This window comes from Sorangium sp. So ce726, assembly GCF_051521405.1.
Taxonomy (GTDB): Bacteria; Myxococcota_A; Polyangia; order Polyangiales; family Polyangiaceae; genus Sorangium.
The window spans coordinates 2,831,951-2,848,859 of record NZ_CP150349.1; the positions used below are offsets into that span (position 1 = coordinate 2,831,951).

Here is a 16,909-nt window from a genome sequence, read left to right on the forward strand (position 1 = left end):
ACAGAACTTACACGGCGCGAACTGTGGGCGATCGTGCTTCGCTACCTCGGGCAGCAGGGCCGTGGTAGACGCGGCCGCATGAGCATGGCGAAGCCGGCGTCGCTGCGAGGCCTCTTCCGGTCCCAGAGCTTGCAGAGGCATCGCCTCGCGATCGCAGCGTCGCTCCTCGTCGCGCTCGGCTGCGCGTGGGTGCTGCGCGTCGGGGGGCTGCCCGTCGTGCCGGACAGGGCCGCGTTCGCGGGCGTGACGTGGTGGGCCGTGGCGCTGCACGGCGTGCTCTATGTCGGCGCGCTCTACCTGCGATCTCACCGCTGGACGTGGTTGCTTGAGCCCATCGAGCCCGTGCCGCTCCGGCGCGTCATCGCCGTCTCCTTCATTGGTTATGGCGCGCTCGTGCTGATGCCGTTCCGCACCGGGGAGGCGGTGCGCCCGCTGCTCATCCGCCGCCGCGGCCTGTCCGCGTGGGCGGCGGCGGGCACGGTGGCCGCCGAGCGGATCATCGACGGCCTCTTCCTCAGCGCGCTGCTCCTCGCCGGGCTCGCGCTCGCGCGCCCCCGCGAGCCGCTCCCGGATCGGATCGGCGATCTCGCGGTCCCCGCCGCCGCCGTCCCGCGCGCCGCCTACCTGGCGCTCGCCGTCTTCGGCGCCGCGTTCGTCGCGATAGGCGTCTTCTATTTCCGCAGGGCCTGGGCGCGGCGCGCGACCGAGCGCGTGGTCGGCCTCGTCTCAACCAAGCTCGCGGGCCGCCTGGCCGACGCCGTGGAGCGGGTCGCCTCGGGCCTCGGCTTCCTGCCCCGGCTCCGGTACACGGCCCCGTTCCTCCTGGCGACGGCGGGGTACTTCCTCCTGAACGTGTGGGCGATGCAGATCGTGGCCTTCGGGTGCGGCCTTCTGCCCATCGACTTCCCGCGGGCGGCCGTCCTCGTCGGTGTGCTCCACCTCGGCGTCCTCCTCCCGAACGCGCCGGGGTATTTCGGCACGTTCCAGATGGCGGTCTATGCGGGGCTCTCGCTCTACTTGGCGCCGGAGGTCGTGATGGGCCCCGGCTCGGCGCTCGTCTTCTTGACCTACTCGCTGCAGGTCGGGCTCGTGGTGCTGCTCGCCGCGATCGCGCTCGCGGTGGAGGGGGCGCCGCTGAGCCAGGCGTTCGCGGAAAATCCAGCCGAGGACGTGAGGCCGCAGGGGCTACCCTCGTCGCCGGGCGCGGGTTAGGCTCGCCGCCCTTTCATGGCGCTCTCCTCCCACCTGCTCGATCGCGGCCATGCCGCCCTGTACGTCCTCTCCCAGCGCCTCGTCGGGGCCGACCTGGCCCGGCGCGCGTGCCTCGAGGCGCTCGATCTGCGCCCCGGCGATCGCGTGCTCGATATCGGCTGCGGCCCTGCGTACTACTTCGATCGCCTTCCGCCGGTCGACTACCACGGGTTTGACACCGATCGCCGCCACATCGCGGCGGCTCGCGCGCGCCACGGGGATCGGGCCAGGTTCTACGACGAGCCGTTCGGCGAGCTGCACGCGCGCGCGCTGGCCCCCTTCGACCGGGTCCTGATGCTGGGCCTCTTGCACCACGTGGACGACGAGGTGGCGAGCTCGCTGCTCTCCCTGGTCGCGCGCTCGATCCGCCCCTCGGGCCGCGTGATCACGCTCGACACCGCCTTCTGGGACGGCCAGTCCTCGCTGGCGCGGCTCATCGCGAAGAACGATCGCGGCGACTACATCCGCACCCCGCAGGCGTTCCGGCGGCTCGCCGACCGGTCCTTCGGCCGGATCGAGGAGCGCTTCGTGGGCGACACCCTCAGGATGCCCGCCTCCCATTTCATGATGAGCCTAGAGGCGCCGCGGGTCGCGTAACCTCCGGGCTAGCCGCCGAGCTAGCCGCCGAACCGGCCCCACGCCAGCTTGGCCGTGAGCGTGAGGCCGAGGGCGACCACGAACCACCGCACCTTCCTGGGCTCGATGCGGCGGGCGACCACGGCGCCAGCGAGCGAGCCGACCACCGCCGCCGCCATCATGATCGGCGTGGCGACCGCGTCGACCGCGCCCGCGAACAGGAACGCGAGCGCCGCCACGCCGTTGATCAGGCTCGCGAGCACCGTCTTGATCCCGTTCAGCCGGTGGATGTCCACGTTGCCCGCGAACGAGGAGAGCAGCGCCAGCATCATGATGCCGATCCCGGCGCCGAAGTAGCCGCCGTAGACGCTCACGAGGAACTGGAGGAGGAACACGAGCCACGGCCGGGAGGGCAGCGCGAAGCGCTCCGCGCCGGGATCGGCCGAGGAGGATGGCGCTGCGGAGGGCTTCGCCGGGCGCAGGTTCTGCCAGAGCAGGAGCAGCGTCGCGACGAGCACGAGCCCCGGCACCGCGGCGTCGAACACGCGCTGCGGCGTCACGAGCAGGAGCGCCGAGCCCACGACGCCGCCGAGCAGCGACGGCAGGAACAGGACGCCGAGGACCCGGTAGTCCCGCGAGAGCTCGCGGCGATACGCCCACGCCGACGCGAGCGACGCCGGCGTGAGCGCCACGGCGTTCGTCGCGTTCGCGGCGAGCGGGGGCAGCCCCGCCGCGATCGCAGCGGGGAACGACACCAGCGTGCCGCCGCCGGCCACCGCGTTGATGGCGCCGGCCACGGCGGCGCCGCCGGCGAGGAGTGCCGCTCTGGTCAGATCCACGGCGCGAGATCGCCCGAGCCCCGCCGGCCTGTCAACGGCCGCGCCGCTGGCCACGCTGCGCTTGAGGAGGCGGGCGCAGCGCCCCGGTACCGCGGGTCAGAAATCCTGAGGGATCTGTCTCGCGAGCGGAGAGAGAGTCAACGCAAAGGCGCAAAGACGCAAAGGCGCAAAAAAGAACAAATCTCGTGCATTTTTGCGTCTTTGCGACTTTGCGTCTTTGCGTTGAACTCTCCCTCCTCCGGATCCCTGGCCGGCCTTCTGGACTAGGATGGCGCTGCGGCCGACCCTGGCGGTCGCTCCTCCTCGGAGAGCCGAGCGACATGCCGCGATCCTTCCCGCACCTCCCCGCCGCGCTGCTCTCCGCCATGGCGTGCGGCGCGCTCGCTCCGGCGGCTGCCGCCGGCGAGGGGCAGCCCGGGCCCGCGCGCGTCTGGGTGGCCGACGACGGCACGCGTATCCGCCGGGAGGACGTCGGTTTGCCGCTCTCCCGCGGCGAAGGAAACGCGGTCTTCCGGCCGGGCGAGCCGATCCGGCTCGGCGCGCTCCGCGCGGAGGTCGTCGCCTTCCAGGTCGTCATCGAGGCCGGCGCCGAGCCCGTGCGCGGCGTCACGGTCGAGCTCTCCGCGCTCCGCCCAGCGGCCGGCCCGGGCGCGCCGGCCAAGGCACCGCCGACGCCGCAGCAGCCCGCGCAGGGGCAGGGAGCGGCGCCCGCGGGGGCGATCTCGATCCGCCGCTTCGTCGAGCACTACGTCGAGATCACGCAGCGCTCGCGCAACGAGCAGCGCCCCCGGGAGTCGCTCGGGTGGAGCCCAGCGGCGCGGCCGCCCGACGACGTGCACCTCGGGTTCCTCCCCGACGCGCTCATCCCGGTCGAGCTCGCGCCCCCCTGGGCGCCGTACCCGATCGAGGTCGGCCCTCGCGAGACCCGGGCGGTCTGGATCGATCTCCACGTCCCGGAGGGCGCCATCCCCGGCGCTTACGAGGGGAGGGTGGTGGTCGGATCGGCGTCGCACGGCGAGCTCGCGTCGCTCGATCTGAAGCTCGACGTCGCCCCGGCGATGCTGCCGTACGGCGCGGTCGACTTCATCGCGTTCTACGACGTCGATAGCGTCACCGAGCGGGTCGGCGACGGGCCCGCCGTCGAGCAGCAGCTCTGGCAGCTGCTCCACGAGCACCACGTCGACGGCTTCGCGTCGGTCCGCAGCCCCGACGAGGTCGAGCGGCTGCGCGCGGCGATCGACGGCTCGCTCTTCACGGAGGCGCGCGGCTACCGGGGGCCGGGCGCGGGCGTGCCGCCCGGGGCGGTTGCGCTCGGCGCCTATGGCAGCTTCGGCGATCCCGGGGAAGCGACCCTCCGCCGCGTCGAGGCGGTCGCGGACCTCCTCCCGCCGGCTGTGGACGACGTGATGCTCTACGCGGTCGATGAGCAGTGCGAGAGCCCCCGCGGGCCCGGCTGGCGCCGGCTGATCCGCGGCTCGCGCCTGTCGTCGCGGGTCCTCGTGGGGCACTCGTGCGGCGAGGTCCCTCCGGTGGAGCAGGACGTCGACCTCGTGCTGACGCCGGCGAACCGCTTCGACTCGACGTGGGCGCGGGCCGCGCGCGAGAAGGGCCAGCGGCTCTGGGTGTACAACGGCGCGCTGCCGCGGACCGGCACGTTCATGATCGACGCGCCGCTCACCGGGCTCATGGCCGACGGCTGGATCGCGGCCTCCCACGAGGTGGGCCGCTGGTTCCTGTGGGAGACGGCGTTCTGGCACGACGGCAACCGCGGCGGCAAAGGGCCCATCGACCCGTTCACGGTCGCGGAGAACTTCCACAACCGCGACGGCGACGCGTGCCTCGGCGACGGCATGCTGCTCTATCCCGGGACGCAGCGGGGCGCGTTCTCCTCCCGATCCGTCGGCTTTCCCGGCGTGCTCCCCTCGATGCGCCTGAAGAGCCTTCGCCGCGGGATCCAGGACGCCGGCTACATCGCGCTCGCGAGGTCGGCGTCGCCCGGCGCGGTGGACGCGATCGTCAAAGAGGTGATCCCGGCTGCGCTTGACGAGGCGCTCGACAGCGCGCCCGCCGCGTGGAGCAGCGACGGCGCCCCGTTCTTCAGGGCGCGCTCCGCGCTGCGCGCCCTGATCCCGGCGGACGCCTCGCTCGACGCCGCCGGCGTCCGCCGCGCGCTCGCCGAGGCGGCGGCGGCCCGCCGCGCGCTCGTCCCGCTCCCCCGCGCGGGCGGCGAGGCGGACAGCGCAGGACAGGCCAGCCCGTGGCCGTTCGGCCGCTGGAGCACGACGGCGCGGCTCATCGCCGCCGCCGGGCTGGGCGCCGCCGTGCTCGTGCTGGTCATCGGGCTCTACCGCCGGGGGAAGCCAGGGCGGGGGACCGAGGGGCGCTGACCGCCGTACGCCTCACTCGCCTGCCCAGAGCGACAAACGGGTTGAAACCCCAGAAAAGAGCAGGAATTTGAACCGCCAAGCGCGCCAAGGACGCCAAGATTGTGTTTTGTTCTTGGCGTCCTTGGCGCCTTGGCGGCTCATTTCTCGCTCGTTCAACGTGATCGGTGTCCTAGCGATTGAGCCCGTATCCCACGAACCTGCACCCCGCTCTCTTTGAAGAGGGTTCTATCGCCGACGGATCGAGCAGCGTTGTGGGCTCGCCAGACTCACGATGACCGCATGATGAGCTGCTGCGTCGCCTTGCGCTCGCCCACGACGGCGACCACTGTCTCGGAGGCGAGCCCCGCCGCGCCCTGCGACGTGCGGCGGATCGTGCCGAGCAACGCGAACCAGCCGATCTGGCTGCTCGAAATGGCGCGCTCGCTGATTCCGTCCACGCGGGCCAGCGCCTTGCGCGCGACCCGGAACACGCTGCGATCGACCCCCTCGAGCAGGTCGAGTGTGGCGCCGAGCCGCTCCTGCGTCTCGACGCGCACGTCCTCGAGGAAGCCGAACCCCGCGCGCACGACCTCCTCGACGACGCCGAGGCTGCCATCAACCCAGGTGTAGATCAGGCCCTCTTGCGGAATGCTGAGCTTCGCGCGCTCAGAACCATTGCTGCCGGCCGCGGCCTGGCCGGAGATGCTCTCGTTCATCTCGAACCCCCTTCCTCAAATTGGCTCGCAGGCCATTCGCCTGCTGCGAACCTACTATCAACAACTGAGTTCTCGGATGGGTTATCACAGGGCAACAAAGGCGTGAACTCTTTCTTTGTCATCTCGTCCTCGCGATCGCGCCCTCTGGTGCTCTGGCCGGTCGCGTCGGTCGCGTCGGTCGCGTCCGTTGCATCCGTCGTGTCCGTCGCGTCCGTTGCATCATCTTGCGTCCGTCGCGTTCGTCGCGTTGGTTGCGTTCGTCGCGTCCGTTCCCGGGGCCAGACGTGCCGCGCGGAGTGAGGCCGTGGCGGCGCCCTCCCAGGCGTCCTGCCGAATCCTCTCTACCTCGGTAAATTTGGCTGAAAATACGCGATAAACGGCCAGCGCGTCGGAGACGTAAGCTGGCGGCCACCGAAGGCCCTTGGTCCTTGGCAGGCGCGCCTCGGCTGGGTACGGTCCCGCGGTGCCCACGAGGCCCACGAAGATCGAGCGATTTCTGAGGGGAACCACCTTGTCCACGCTTCTTGCCGCCTCCTGCGTCTCCGGCGCACCGCACGGCGAGGCGCCCTCCGCGCCGCCACCTGCTGAGCTCTTGGCCTTCGATCTGCAAGAAGGGCAGATAGACAACCACTTCTTCCGTCGTGGTCATATCGCAGCCCATCTCTTGACGACGTCGGGCGTCTCGCCGCGGCTCATCGTCGCGTTTCCGGCAGGTAACATGGGAATCGCGGTGTGGTTCGACGAGCTGCCGGCGCCGGTCGATCTCTCGGTGGAGGGGGACGTCGCTGGCGTGGAGCGCGTGGAGCGGCCCGGCGTCATGCGCGGCGTGTCGGCGCTCCTCGCGAGCGCGGCGCCGGCGCTGCGTGTCCATCGGGTGCTCCTCGGGAGTGTCCGTACGCTCCGCGACGTGGGGCGCGACGCCGAGGTTCCGGCCTGGCTCGGGAACGACGTCGAGGCGATCGCCTCGCCGCGGGGCGCGGCGATCGCCGTGCGGCGCACCACGCTGGACGGCGAGCACCATCTCGAGTTGCTCATCGAGCCGCAGGAAGGCACGACGGCCGCGGTCGGGGACGACGGACGGATCGAGCTGGCGGCAGGGCCGAGCGGCCTCCGTGTCAGGGTGACGGCGCTCTCGGACGAGGCGCCGCTCACGCCGGTGCCCCTCGAGGAGCTCGTGACGGAGCGCGCCAGCGACGATCTGCGCCACCGCCAGGCGCTCGGCTTCCTCGCATACCGGGAGAAGCTGCTGGCCGGGTCCTGGCGTTTCCTTACGTATTTCGGCCGGGACACGTTGCTCGCGGTGAGGATGCTCCTGCCCGTCCTCGATCCGGCGGTGGTCGAGGCGGGCCTCGGCTCGGTCCTCGATCGGCTGAGCCTGGCCGGTGAGGTCGCGCACGAGGAGGCGATCGGCGAGTACGCGGCGCTCATGCACCTCGATTCGGGCATCCCCGGGGCGCTGCGCGAGCCCATCTACGATTACAAGATGATCGACGGCGACTTCCTCCTCGCGCCCGTCGCCGCCGAGTATCTCCTCGGCAGCGCGGCCGGCCGGGAGCGCGCCGCCGAGTTCCTGTCGCGCCGGACGCCGGCGGGCGACACGTATGCGGAGGCGCTCGCTCGGAACGTGGCGCTCGTGCTCCACCTCGCCGCCCCGTTCGCCGAGACGGGGGATCCGATGAAGTTGATCGGGCTCAAGGCGGGCACGAAGGTCGGCGAGTGGCGTGACAGCGAGGAGGGCCTCGCGGGCGGCCGGATCCCCTACGACGTGAACGCCGCGCTGGTTCCGGCCGCGCTCCGCGCGTCGGCGCGGCTGCTCGCGAGCCCGCTGCTCGGCGCGGACGCGGAGCGCGCCGGCCGGGCGGAGCGGCTCGCGCGCGCGTGGAAGGACGCCGGCGTGTTCTTCCAGGTCGAGCTGCCGGAGGACGAGGCCAGGCGGCGCGTGTCGTCCTATGCGGCGTCGCTGGGCCTGGACGCGGCGCTGGCGCTCGCGTCGCTCTCGGGGACGCTCTCGTTTCCTGCCGTCGCGCTCGACAGCGGCGGGAAGCCGATTCCCATCATGCACTCCGACGACAGCTTCGTCCTCCTGTTCACGGAGCCGCCACCCGCTGCGCTGGAGGAGATCGCGGGCCGCCTGATCCGCCCGTTCCCGGCCGGCCTGCGGACGCCGGTGGGGATCCTGGTCGCGAACCCCGCGTTCGCGCAGGATCCAGCGCTCTGGAGGGAGTTCACGGCGGCCCATTACCACGGGACGGTCACATGGTCGTGGCAGCAGGCGATGCTCGCCGCGGGCGTCGAGCGGCAGCTCGGCCGCGGCGACCTGCCGGCCCGCGCGCGGGGCGCGCTGGAGCGGGCGCGGAGCGCGCTCTGGGAGGTCATCGCGGCGACGCGCGAGGCGAGCACGCGGGAGCTCTGGAGCTGGGCCTTCGAGGACGGCTGTTACAAGCTGGTGCCCTTCGGCGCGGAGCGATTGCACCACGACGAGTCGAACGCGGTGCAGCTCTGGAGCACCGTGTACCTCGCGGTACGCCCCTGAGCCGAGCGGCGGCTAGCTCCGCGTGTCGCAAATCCTGCCAGGGATCTGTCTCGCAAAAGAAGAGAGATTTGACGCAAAGACGCCAAGAGCGCAAAGACGCCAAAATACACAATTCTATTCTTTTTTGCGTCTTTGCGCCTTTGCGCCTTTGCGTTGAGATCTCTCTCCGGATCCCTGGCTGGACCTCTGGCGGGCGGAACTAGCGCTCAGGCCTTTGCGCCGGCGATCAAGTCCATCAGCGATCGCCGCTCCCCGCCGCGATCAGCCCCTTCAATCGCCCCCAGCTCGACATCCGGCCGGATCCCCGTCCCCTGGATCGGCTCTCCGCCCGGCAGGACCATTCTCGCCGCCGGCGCGAGCACCGGCGCGTGATCCTCCGGATCCGCCGCGACCTTCAGCGCCGTCCCCTTCCCGTACGTGCGCTCCCCCGCCACGACCGCCCTCCCGTGCCACTGGAGGCAGCCGGCGAAGAGCTCCGCCGCCGACGCCGTCCCGCCATCCACAAGGATCCATAGCGGCACGCGGCACGGATCCCGGTGGCTCGACCGGTACACGATCTCATCGCTGTCCGCGTCGATCGCCCTCCCGAGGACGCTCCCCGGCTCCAGGAAGTCGCCCGCGAGCTCGAGAAAGGCCGTCAGCTCCCCACCGGGGTTGCCCCGCAGATCGAGCACGAGCTTCTCCAGCCCTTCGGCCTCGAGCGCCCTCACCGCCGTGTGGACCCGGGCGGGCACGTCCAGCGAGAAGGTGCGGATCTTCACGTACCCGACCCCCGGCTCGAGCTGGACGCTCTCGACCGGCGAGGCGCCGCCGCACGGGTGGAGCGACGCGACCAGCGCGTCCAGATCCGCCAGCATCGGTGCGCCGGCGGGCCGCGCGCCCTCGGCCCTGCCCGCGTTGTACGTGATGAAGACGTTGGTCACGCTCGGCAACACCTGGACGCCGATGAAGCAGTTGTAATTGTTGCCGGACCTCGGAGAGAGCAGCGACGTGGAGGGGACGAAGTTGACGAAGACCTTCACGTTGCCGAACGTGTACTGGCCTGTTCCCATGAAGGTCCAGTGCAGCGTGCCCAGCCAGTCGCCCATCGTGATGATCGCGCGCGCCAGGAGGCTCAGCGCGGGCCCCATCGAGAACCACACGTTGAACGAGAACGGGAACTTCACCGCGTTCGGGCCGAAATTGGGGAACGGGAACGGGCCGAACGCAGGCGACAGGCACACGTCGGGGTAGCCGGCGCTCATTCCGGTACATTTGTTGTTTGCAGGGAGCATCGCGCCGGCCTCCTATCCCAAGAGGATCTGCTTGCCGTTCACCGTGACCGTCTCCTCGGTCAGGATCGTGGCGTTCTTCGCCTTCGTGAAGGCCGTCTTCTCCACGACCGTGTGCGACTCGCTCGCCTGCACGCTCAGCAGCGCGCTCACCCGCTGGTACATCGAGGTGAACTTCTGGACCACGGCGTCGGCCACCATCCGGATCTTGCCGGCCTGCACCTCGAGCTCCGGCCCCCGGATCGCGACGCCCTTGTCCCCGGACAGCGAGAGCTCTCCGTCCCTCGCGTGCACCGCCACGTCTCCCTGGAGCGACAGCACCGTCCGGCCCGCGCCGTGGAGCACGCCGATGGCGTAGTAGCGCTCCTCCCTGCCGATGACGAGCAGCGTGTCGCCCACGGCGGGCTCGTAGGGCAGCGCGAGCGCCATCTCGACGGCGACCGGCTGGCCGCCCGGCAGCTCCACCGCGATCGCGCCCCCCTCCGCCGCCGTGACCCGGCCCGGGCCCAGGTACTCCCTCGGGAGCGCCACGGCGCCGTCCTGCCCCGCGTCGTCGGCCGCCGCGACCCCGGCCCGCGAGAGGCCGATCCGCAGCACGTCCGCGCCGCGCGGCCGAAGGGTCTGCTCCTCGCCCGCCGGCGCATCCACCCGCACGGCCGCCGCGCGATCGCTCTCCTTCATGGCTCCCATCGACATCGCTCCTCCTTCATTGCGAGCGCCGCTCGGGCGGCATCCATGCTTCGGCCTCCAGGCGATCCACGTCCGTGCGCCTCGCCGTGGCGAGATTGGCATCGAGATAACGTGTCTTCTCGTCGCGGACGTGGTGCAGGTTCGCCCAGTGCAGATCCGCGCCGGTGAAGTCGGCGCCCGAGATGTCCGCGTGCGAGAGATCGGCGTGGTGCGCCTTGACCCCCACGAACAGCGCCTCGGCCGCGCGGACCTCGTGCATCACCGTCTCCCGGATATCGGCCCCCGCGAGGTTCGCCCCCGAGAGATCGGCCTTCACGAAGATCGCATTGCGGAGCATCGCCTGCGTCAGCCCGGCGCCGGCGAGCACGCCCTCGCCGAAGAACGCGGCCTTGGCCATCACGCCCGCCAGCGAGGCCTGCCGCAGGTTCGCCCCCTTGAAGTTCGCGTTCGCCAGGATGGCGCCGTCGAGCCGGGTCCGCTCCAGGTTGCACGAGGTGAAGTCGCAGTTCGACAGGTTGCACCCCGAGAGGTCCATCCCCGAGAGGTTCCCGAGCGCGAAGAAGCACCGCGAGATGGTCAGCCCGGAGAGCGACGCCCGCGTCAGGTCCACGCCGGAGAAGTCCACACAGTCGAAGATCGCCTTCTCGAAGGTGATGTCCTCCACGACCGCGGTCCGCAGCGTGGTCTGCGAGACGAGCGCGCGCGTCAGGTTCGCGCCCGTCAGGTTGGCCCCCTCCAGCACGCAGCGCACGAGCCGCGAACCGGACAGGTCGGCGCCCGAGAGATCGGCCTCCTTGAAGACCACCATCTCGAGGTCCTTGCCCGAGAGATCCGCGCCCGGCAGCCGCGCCCGGTACAGCATGCACGACCTCACCGTCGCGCCCCGGAAGTCCGCGCCGGTGAGGTCGCAGTTCGCGAGCACCGTCTGGTCGAGCGTCGCGCCCCGGAAGCTCGCGCCCCGGAGGTCCGTGCCCTGGAGCGACGACAGCGTGAGGTTCGCGTTCTCGAAGCTCACCCCGGCGAAGTCCATCCCCTCCAGCGCCGCGCCCGCGAGGTCCGCCCCGGAGAGGTCCAGCCGGCCGAGGCGCGCGCCGTCGAACACCGTCTTCGTGAGCTTCTTCGGGAGCACGGCCTCCCGGAGATCGGCCCTCAGGAACACCACCGTGTCGAGCTCCGCGCCCGACAGATCGGCCCGCGTCAGGTTCGCCTCGGCGAACGACGAGCCCTCGATCCGCGCCTGCGACAGCGAGGCGCCCGAGAGGTCCGCCCGCGTGAACGACGACTGCGAGACGGTCACGCCGTCGAGCGCCGCGCCCGACAGGTCGGCGAGGTCGAGCCGCGTGCCCTTCAGGGTCGCCCCGGACAGCTCCGCCCCCGCGAGCTTCGACTCGGCCAGGTTCGCCTCCTGCAGCCGCGCGCCGCGCAGGTTCGCCCCGGTCAGCTGCCCGCGGATCAGGCTCGCGCCTGTGAGGTTCGCGCCGGCGAGGTTCGCGCCCGAGAGGTCGCTCTGGGCGATGGCCGCGCCCTCCAGATCGGCGCCCGACAGGTCCGCGCCGCGGAGCGCGCACCAGGCCACCTTGATGCCGCGGAGATCGGCCCCCGAGAGGTCCGCGCCCTCCAGCTGCACCCGCCCGAGCTTCACGCCGCGCAGCCGCGCCTTGCGGAGGTCGGCCCCCCGCAGATCCATGTCGCCGAGCGTCCTGCCCTCGAGCGCCTCGCCCGCCTGGAGCAGCGCCCTCAGCTCGTCCGGGGTCATCGATCTCGCTCCAGGGTCGACTTCTTCAGGTTCGCCCCTCTGAAGTCACAGCCGGATCCCGAGGTCTCGTAGAATTTTGCATCGTAGAGGTTTGCGTCGACGAACTTCGCCTCCGGGACCCGCGCCCTGAGCAGGTCCGCCTCGAAGAGGTTCGCCCGCGTGAAGTCGGCGCGCGTGAGGTTTGCCCGATCGAACCGGGCGCCCCGCACGTTGGCCCCGAAGAAGCTCGCGCCGTCGGCCGTGGCCTCGATGAAGAGGGCGCCGGTCAGCACGGCGAGGCTGAGATCCGCGCCGGTGAGGGTCGCGCCCATCCACACGCTCCCGTCGCCCCGGGCGCCAGCGAAGACCGCGCCGGTGAGGTCGGACCCGGAGAAGCTCGTGCCGGCGAGGGTCGCGCCCGCGAACGTGGCGGAGGCGCCCTTGACCTTCGACACGAAACACCGCGTGAGCGAGGCCTGCGACAGGTCCGCGCGCTCGAGCACGGTGTCCTCCAGGAAGGCCACGGCCCACGCCGCCCCGCGCGCGACGGCCCCCGTCATGTCCGCCCTCGAGAAGACGAGGTTCGACCCCTGCGTGCCCGAGAGATCGGCCTCCATGAGCCGCGCGCCGTCGAACGTGGCGCTCTCCAGCGTGGCGCCGCGGAAGACGGCGCGCTCTGCCGAGGCGCTCTGCAGGGTCGCGAGGGTCAGGTCCGCGCCCGTGAAATCCGCCTCCCGCACGTCGGCGTCGAACAGCACGGCCTGCTTGAGGATGGCGCGCGTGAGCCTGGCGCCCCGGAGGTTGGCGCCCGTGAGGATGGCGCCCGTGAGGTTCGCGCCGCTCAGGTCGCGGCCGCTCAGGTCCTGCTCGCTCAGGTCCTGGTCGCGGAGGTCGCTCCCTGGCCCGATCTGCCCGGGCGGCCGCGGCGGGGCCGTGGAGAGGCCCATCGACGCGAGCTTCGGATCGGCGGCGAGCTTGTCCCACGCCGCGAGCGCCGGGACCTGCGTCCCGCGCGCGGTCGCGAGCGCCTTCGCCTCCTCCACCGCCCGCGCGACGCGCCGGAAGGCCGTCCGGAGCGCCGCGTCCATCAGCATGGGCGACGCGGCGGAGCTCATCGGCGGCAGGGCCTGCGAGGCCTTCGGCAGGTTGCGCAGCGCCTCCGCGATGACGCTACCGAGGACCTTCCCCCCCGGCAACGCGACGCCCGCGAGCCCCGCCATCGCCCGGCCGATCCTCTCCTGATGCGGCTTCGCGACGTCGCCGAGCCGCGCCTTGAGCAGCGCCGACAGCGGGTCGAGCCCCGCCGCGTCGGCGCCGTCGCCCTTCTTTTGCAGCGCCTGCAGCGCCCCCCATTCCTCCTTGAGCTCCGGCGCGAGCTGCTCCTCGATCTCGAGCGGATCGGCCTCGAAGCGCGCGAGGATCTCCCGGTAATGCTCCTCGGGCAGCGCCGGCCCGTCGAGCGGCTCGGAGGCGACGAGCGTGGTGACGCGCGAGAGGTCGTCGTCGGTCACCTCCGTGAGGCCGCGCCACGTGAGGAACAGGGCCTTCTCGTCCAGGTTGGCGAGCAGCGTGTCGAGGTGCATCGGCACCTCCCGGAACCCGCGCTCCGCGTCGTTCGCGAAGACGCGGATCCGGAGGCCCGGCAGCCGCGATCGGAAGACCTCCGCGTCCGGGTGGAGGTTCTGGAACAGGAGATCCTCGTCGCCGCGCAGGTACGGGAGCCACTGGTCGGGCCGGGCCGAGTTGAAGTACGTCCAGTCGAAGTCGTCGGCGAAGTACGGCGCTCGCTTCTCGCGGTACGCCTTGCCGTAGTTCTTCCCGACCCGGGCGCGCCGATCGGGCCGGTTCGGCGACAGGGGCCCGAACCCCGCGGGCGCCGGCCGATCCGAGCGCGAGAGCAGCAGATCGTCCGCGCCCTCGACGTTGGGGAGCTCGCGCGTCCCGTGGCCCCTTCCCGCCGGGTTGAGCGGGTGCCCCGGCCCTCCGAAGCTGCGCCGATCGCCGAGGGGCATCCGGTCGAACGGCACGGGATCGCTCATGGCGGGCCCGAGCAGGCCATCCATCCACACGCGCTCGCCGACCACGCGCAGGATCTTCGACCAGGACCCGACGCCGAACCGCACCGGACACTCGGTCATGCGCGCCTTGCCCGGCGTGTGGCACGTGCCGATCAGGAGCACGTCGGCGTGGGGCTTGAAGTCCGCCAGATCGCTCGGGTACAGGCACTCGCCGGTATGCTCGTGATCGTCGTCGTGGAACACGTCGCCGCGCAGCGTCTCCTGCGCGAGCGCCGGGTGGCCCTCGGGCAGGGAGAGCGGCGCTCCGGGCTCGAGGATGAACTTTGCCCGGACGATCAGGGTCATCTCCGGCTGGGGCGGCCTCCGCGAGGTGACCTTGCTGCCGAAGAGGAACGGGGTGAGATTCTTGTTCGCCATCCGTGAGGGTCGCCGCGCTTGCGCGTCACGTCATGAGGTGGACTGCAGCGATGTTCGTGCGGACGGGCGCGACCTTGCCCCGGTCCAGGGTGACCTTCAAGTTCTCCGTCCCCATCGAGAGCGTGGGCCCGATGCTGGCCTCGAGCGACGCGGCGACGGTGACGGACGCCTCCAGGCCGATCGTGGCGCTGGCCGAGATGCCGCCTGTGAAGCTCACCTCCGCGCCGAGCGTCGCCTCGATCATCCCCCCCAGGACGACCTCGTTGACCATGCCGAGGTTGATCGTCGTCTCGATCCCGTCGACGACGGTCTTGCTGTTGCCCTGCGTGTAGGAGTCCGCGTCGCCGTACTTCTCGTCCTTGGTGTCGGCGTGGGTCTCGGAGATGATCTTGTTCGCCTTCGTAGTGCTCTTGATGATGTCGGCCTCGGTGTGGTCATCCACGGTCCCGGTGACCGTGGTCGAGGTCGTGATCGACCCCGCCTTCATCGTCGACTTCGACGGTCCCTTGACGGTCGTCTCGTCGGTCATCGACGTGGCGTGGGTCTTCGACACCATCTTGTCCGCCCAGGTCTCGTTGGAGATCGAGGGCACCGGCAGCTTCGCCGAGCCGGTATAGGACGAGATGCTCTTGGCCCACGTCCTGTCGACGATCGTGGGGTTCTCCCCGAGGACGCCTGACGGAGGGAGACCCCAGGGCGCCGTGAGCGCGTCCAGGTCGCGCGGCGGGCTGTCGTGTCCGGTGACGCTCTCCAGCTTGCTGCCGTAATGGAACTCGAAGGCATCGCCGTGGTAGGTGGTGTGCACCTCGCCCTTCACGGTCTTCTCGCGCAGGCGCTTCTCGCCGCGGGGGCCCTGGATGAAGTCGAACTCTCCCGACCCGTGGAAGGTGATGCTCTTCTCGTTGATCTGCCCGTCCTCCGCCTTCCAGCCGCTCTCGAACTCGCGGTGCCCGAGGACGGTCATCTTGTACGTGCCCCCGATGACCTCGACCTTGTCGCCCCGCGTGGTGATGACCCGGTTGCCGTCGGTGTGATCTCGCCAGCTGTACTCGTCGCCCTCGGCCGCGCCGATGCGCAGGTACGACGACATGCCGTCGCCGAAATCAGGCACATGGAGGATACCGTACTTGCCATCACCGGCCATGGGAGCTCCGTATCCGGTGGCGCGTGGAGCGTGGTGCTCGCGCCCTCAAACGAAGAGGTTGAACGCCGAGACGATCTTGTTCGCGAGCGCGATCTCCGTCTTGCTCATGTGGAGCTCCACGCCCGCCGGGCTGATCTCGAGCGTGGGGCCGGCGGAGACGTCGATGCTCCCGGTCAAGCTGAAATCCGCCTTGAGGCCGACGGTCACGTCGACGATGCCGCCGGCCGTGAAGGTCACCTCCGCGCCGAGCGTCGCCTCGATCATCCCCCCCAGGACGACCTCGTTGACCATGCCGAGGTTGATCGTCGTCTCGATCCCATCGACGACGGTCTTGCTGTTGCCCTGCGTGTAGGAGTCCGCGTCGCCGTACATCTTGTCCTCGGTGTCGGCGTGGGTCTCGGAGATGATCTTGCTCGCCTTCGTATAGCTCTTGATGATGTCGGCCTCGGTGTGGTCATCCATGGTCCCGTCGACCTTGGTGGAGGACGTGATCGACGCGGCGTGCATGGTGGATTTTGACTCCTCCTTGACGGTCGTCTCGTCGGTCATCGAGGTGGCGTTCGTCTTCGTCACCATCACTTCCGCCCAGGTCTCGTCCGTGATCGACGGCACCGGCAGCTTCTCCGAGCCGGTATAGGACGAGATGCTCTTGGCCCACGTCCTGTCGACGATCGTGGGGTTCTCCGTCGGGATCGCCTGGGGCGAGGGCGGATTCTTGTCATCGATGAAATCGTCGGTGACATTCAGCGTGGGGAACGTGTCGGTGCCGGTCTGGCTCTCCTTGACCTTTCCGAAGTAGTAGTCGTAGACGTCGCCGTGGTAGACGGTGTGCACCTCGCCCTTGATGGTCGTCTCGACCACCTTCCACGTCCCGCCGTAGTTCTGCACCCACTCGATCGTGGTGCCGCCGCCGAAGGTCTCGCTGACCTCGGTGACGTGCCCTCCCGACACGTCCCAGCCCGCCTGGTGCTCCCCGCGGCCGAGGATGAGCAGGCGGTAGTTCCCCCCGATGACCTCGACCTTGTCGCCCTTGGTGGTCGAGATGCGGTTGCCGTCGGTGTGATCGCGCCAGCCGCCCTTCGTGTGCAGCTTCGCGGTCTCGGCCTTTCGCTCGCCCACAGGCACGAAATTGGGCGAGCCGTCCCGCTTGCGGTCGTCGTCGGTGAACGTCTGAATCCGCTCGGCGAGATCGTCGCCCGCGCTCTCGCCGAGCGGCGCGGCGGCCCCGAGGCGCAGGTAGGACGGTTCCCCGCCATTCAGATCCGGTACTTCGAGGAGCGCGAACTTGCCTCCGGACACTGGAGCCTCCGAGCGTGATGGACGACGCAAGGCGTCGCCGTGTCGCGGACCGCA

12 protein-coding genes are annotated in these 16,909 nt (G+C 70.7%); 4 read left to right on the forward strand and 8 right to left on the reverse strand.

Going from position 1 to position 16,909, the window contains the following annotated elements; translation table 11 throughout:
• Window positions 1-78 precede the first annotated feature (78 nt).
• Together WME79_RS10780 and WME79_RS10785 are read left to right on the forward strand one after the other, a co-directional pair.
• On the forward strand, window positions 79-1,212 hold the full coding sequence (locus WME79_RS10780; protein WP_437534648.1) for a lysylphosphatidylglycerol synthase transmembrane domain-containing protein: 1,134 nt from the start codon (window positions 79-81) through the stop codon (window positions 1,210-1,212).
• Between the two features lie 15 nt (window positions 1,213-1,227).
• A complete protein-coding gene (locus WME79_RS10785) occupies window positions 1,228-1,848 on the forward strand; it encodes an SAM-dependent methyltransferase (protein ID WP_437534649.1) in 621 nt (206 codons plus the stop codon).
• A gap of 20 nt (window positions 1,849-1,868) precedes the next feature.
• Here the strand turns inward: WME79_RS10785 and WME79_RS10790 are convergent, their stop codons facing one another.
• Window positions 1,869-2,666 carry a sulfite exporter TauE/SafE family protein gene (locus WME79_RS10790; protein WP_437534650.1) on the reverse strand — a complete coding sequence of 266 codons (798 nt, stop codon included), beginning with the start codon at window positions 2,664-2,666 and terminating at the stop codon, window positions 1,869-1,871.
• Window positions 2,667-2,986: 320 nt separating this feature from the next.
• On the opposite strand from WME79_RS10790, the gene WME79_RS10795 reads away from it, so the two are divergent.
• Window positions 2,987-5,053 (forward strand): hypothetical protein, encoded by a 2,067-nt coding sequence (locus tag WME79_RS10795; protein WP_437534652.1) that lies wholly within the window; start codon window positions 2,987-2,989, stop codon window positions 5,051-5,053.
• A 266-nt stretch (window positions 5,054-5,319) separates the two neighbouring features.
• On the opposite strand, the gene WME79_RS10800 is transcribed toward WME79_RS10795, so the two are convergent.
• Complete coding sequence (locus WME79_RS10800; protein ID WP_437534653.1) at window positions 5,320-5,748, reverse strand: hypothetical protein; 429 nt, start codon at window positions 5,746-5,748, stop codon at window positions 5,320-5,322.
• 511 nt (window positions 5,749-6,259) lie between these two features.
• Here WME79_RS10800 and WME79_RS10805 point away from each other — a divergent pair.
• Window positions 6,260-8,281, forward strand: a complete 2,022-nt coding sequence (locus WME79_RS10805; protein ID WP_437534654.1) for a hypothetical protein — start codon at window positions 6,260-6,262, stop codon at window positions 8,279-8,281.
• 206 nt (window positions 8,282-8,487) lie between these two features.
• On the opposite strand, the gene WME79_RS10810 is transcribed toward WME79_RS10805, so the two are convergent.
• From WME79_RS10810 to WME79_RS10835, 6 genes are read right to left on the reverse strand one after another with little or no spacing between them, the layout of a single operon-like run.
• A complete protein-coding gene (locus tag WME79_RS10810; protein WP_437534655.1) occupies window positions 8,488-9,555 on the reverse strand; it encodes a S41 family peptidase in 1,068 nt (355 codons plus the stop codon).
• A 12-nt stretch (window positions 9,556-9,567) separates the two neighbouring features.
• Complete coding sequence (locus WME79_RS10815; protein ID WP_437534656.1) at window positions 9,568-10,248, reverse strand: DUF3540 domain-containing protein; 681 nt, start codon at window positions 10,246-10,248, stop codon at window positions 9,568-9,570.
• Window positions 10,249-10,258: 10 nt separating this feature from the next.
• On the reverse strand, window positions 10,259-11,998 hold the full coding sequence (locus WME79_RS10820; RefSeq protein ID WP_437534658.1) for a pentapeptide repeat-containing protein: 1,740 nt from the start codon (window positions 11,996-11,998) through the stop codon (window positions 10,259-10,261).
• Window positions 11,995-14,412, reverse strand: coding sequence for a DUF2169 domain-containing protein (locus WME79_RS10825; RefSeq protein ID WP_437534660.1), 2,418 nt, complete (start codon window positions 14,410-14,412; stop codon window positions 11,995-11,997). Before WME79_RS10825 ends, WME79_RS10820 begins: the two co-directional genes overlap by 4 nt.
• Before the next feature lie 25 nt (window positions 14,413-14,437).
• Window positions 14,438-15,556 (reverse strand): hypothetical protein, encoded by a 1,119-nt coding sequence (locus tag WME79_RS10830; RefSeq protein WP_437534661.1) that lies wholly within the window; start codon window positions 15,554-15,556, stop codon window positions 14,438-14,440.
• Between the two features lie 45 nt (window positions 15,557-15,601).
• On the reverse strand, window positions 15,602-16,855 hold the full coding sequence (locus WME79_RS10835; protein WP_437534662.1) for a hypothetical protein: 1,254 nt from the start codon (window positions 16,853-16,855) through the stop codon (window positions 15,602-15,604).
• Window positions 16,856-16,909 lie beyond the last annotated feature (54 nt).

What these genes read in the sequence shown, in the direction of transcription:
- WME79_RS10780 (WP_437534648.1), top strand. Translation starts at nt 79, where the DNA reads ATGAGCATGGCGAAGCCGGCGTCGCTGCGAGGCCTCTTCCGGTCCCAG.
- WME79_RS10785 (WP_437534649.1), top strand. Translation starts at nt 1,228, where the DNA reads ATGGCGCTCTCCTCCCACCTGCTCGATCGCGGCCATGCCGCCCTGTAC.
- WME79_RS10795 (WP_437534652.1), top strand. Translation starts at nt 2,987, where the DNA reads ATGCCGCGATCCTTCCCGCACCTCCCCGCCGCGCTGCTCTCCGCCATG.
- WME79_RS10800 (WP_437534653.1), bottom strand. Translation starts at nt 5,748, where the DNA reads ATGAACGAGAGCATCTCCGGCCAGGCCGCGGCCGGCAGCAATGGTTCT.
- WME79_RS10810 (WP_437534655.1), bottom strand. Translation starts at nt 9,555, where the DNA reads ATGCTCCCTGCAAACAACAAATGTACCGGAATGAGCGCCGGCTACCCC.
- WME79_RS10815 (WP_437534656.1), bottom strand. Translation starts at nt 10,248, where the DNA reads ATGTCGATGGGAGCCATGAAGGAGAGCGATCGCGCGGCGGCCGTGCGG.
- WME79_RS10820 (WP_437534658.1), bottom strand. Translation starts at nt 11,998, where the DNA reads ATGACCCCGGACGAGCTGAGGGCGCTGCTCCAGGCGGGCGAGGCGCTC.
- WME79_RS10825 (WP_437534660.1), bottom strand. Translation starts at nt 14,412, where the DNA reads ATGGCGAACAAGAATCTCACCCCGTTCCTCTTCGGCAGCAAGGTCACC.
- WME79_RS10830 (WP_437534661.1), bottom strand. Translation starts at nt 15,556, where the DNA reads ATGGCCGGTGATGGCAAGTACGGTATCCTCCATGTGCCTGATTTCGGC.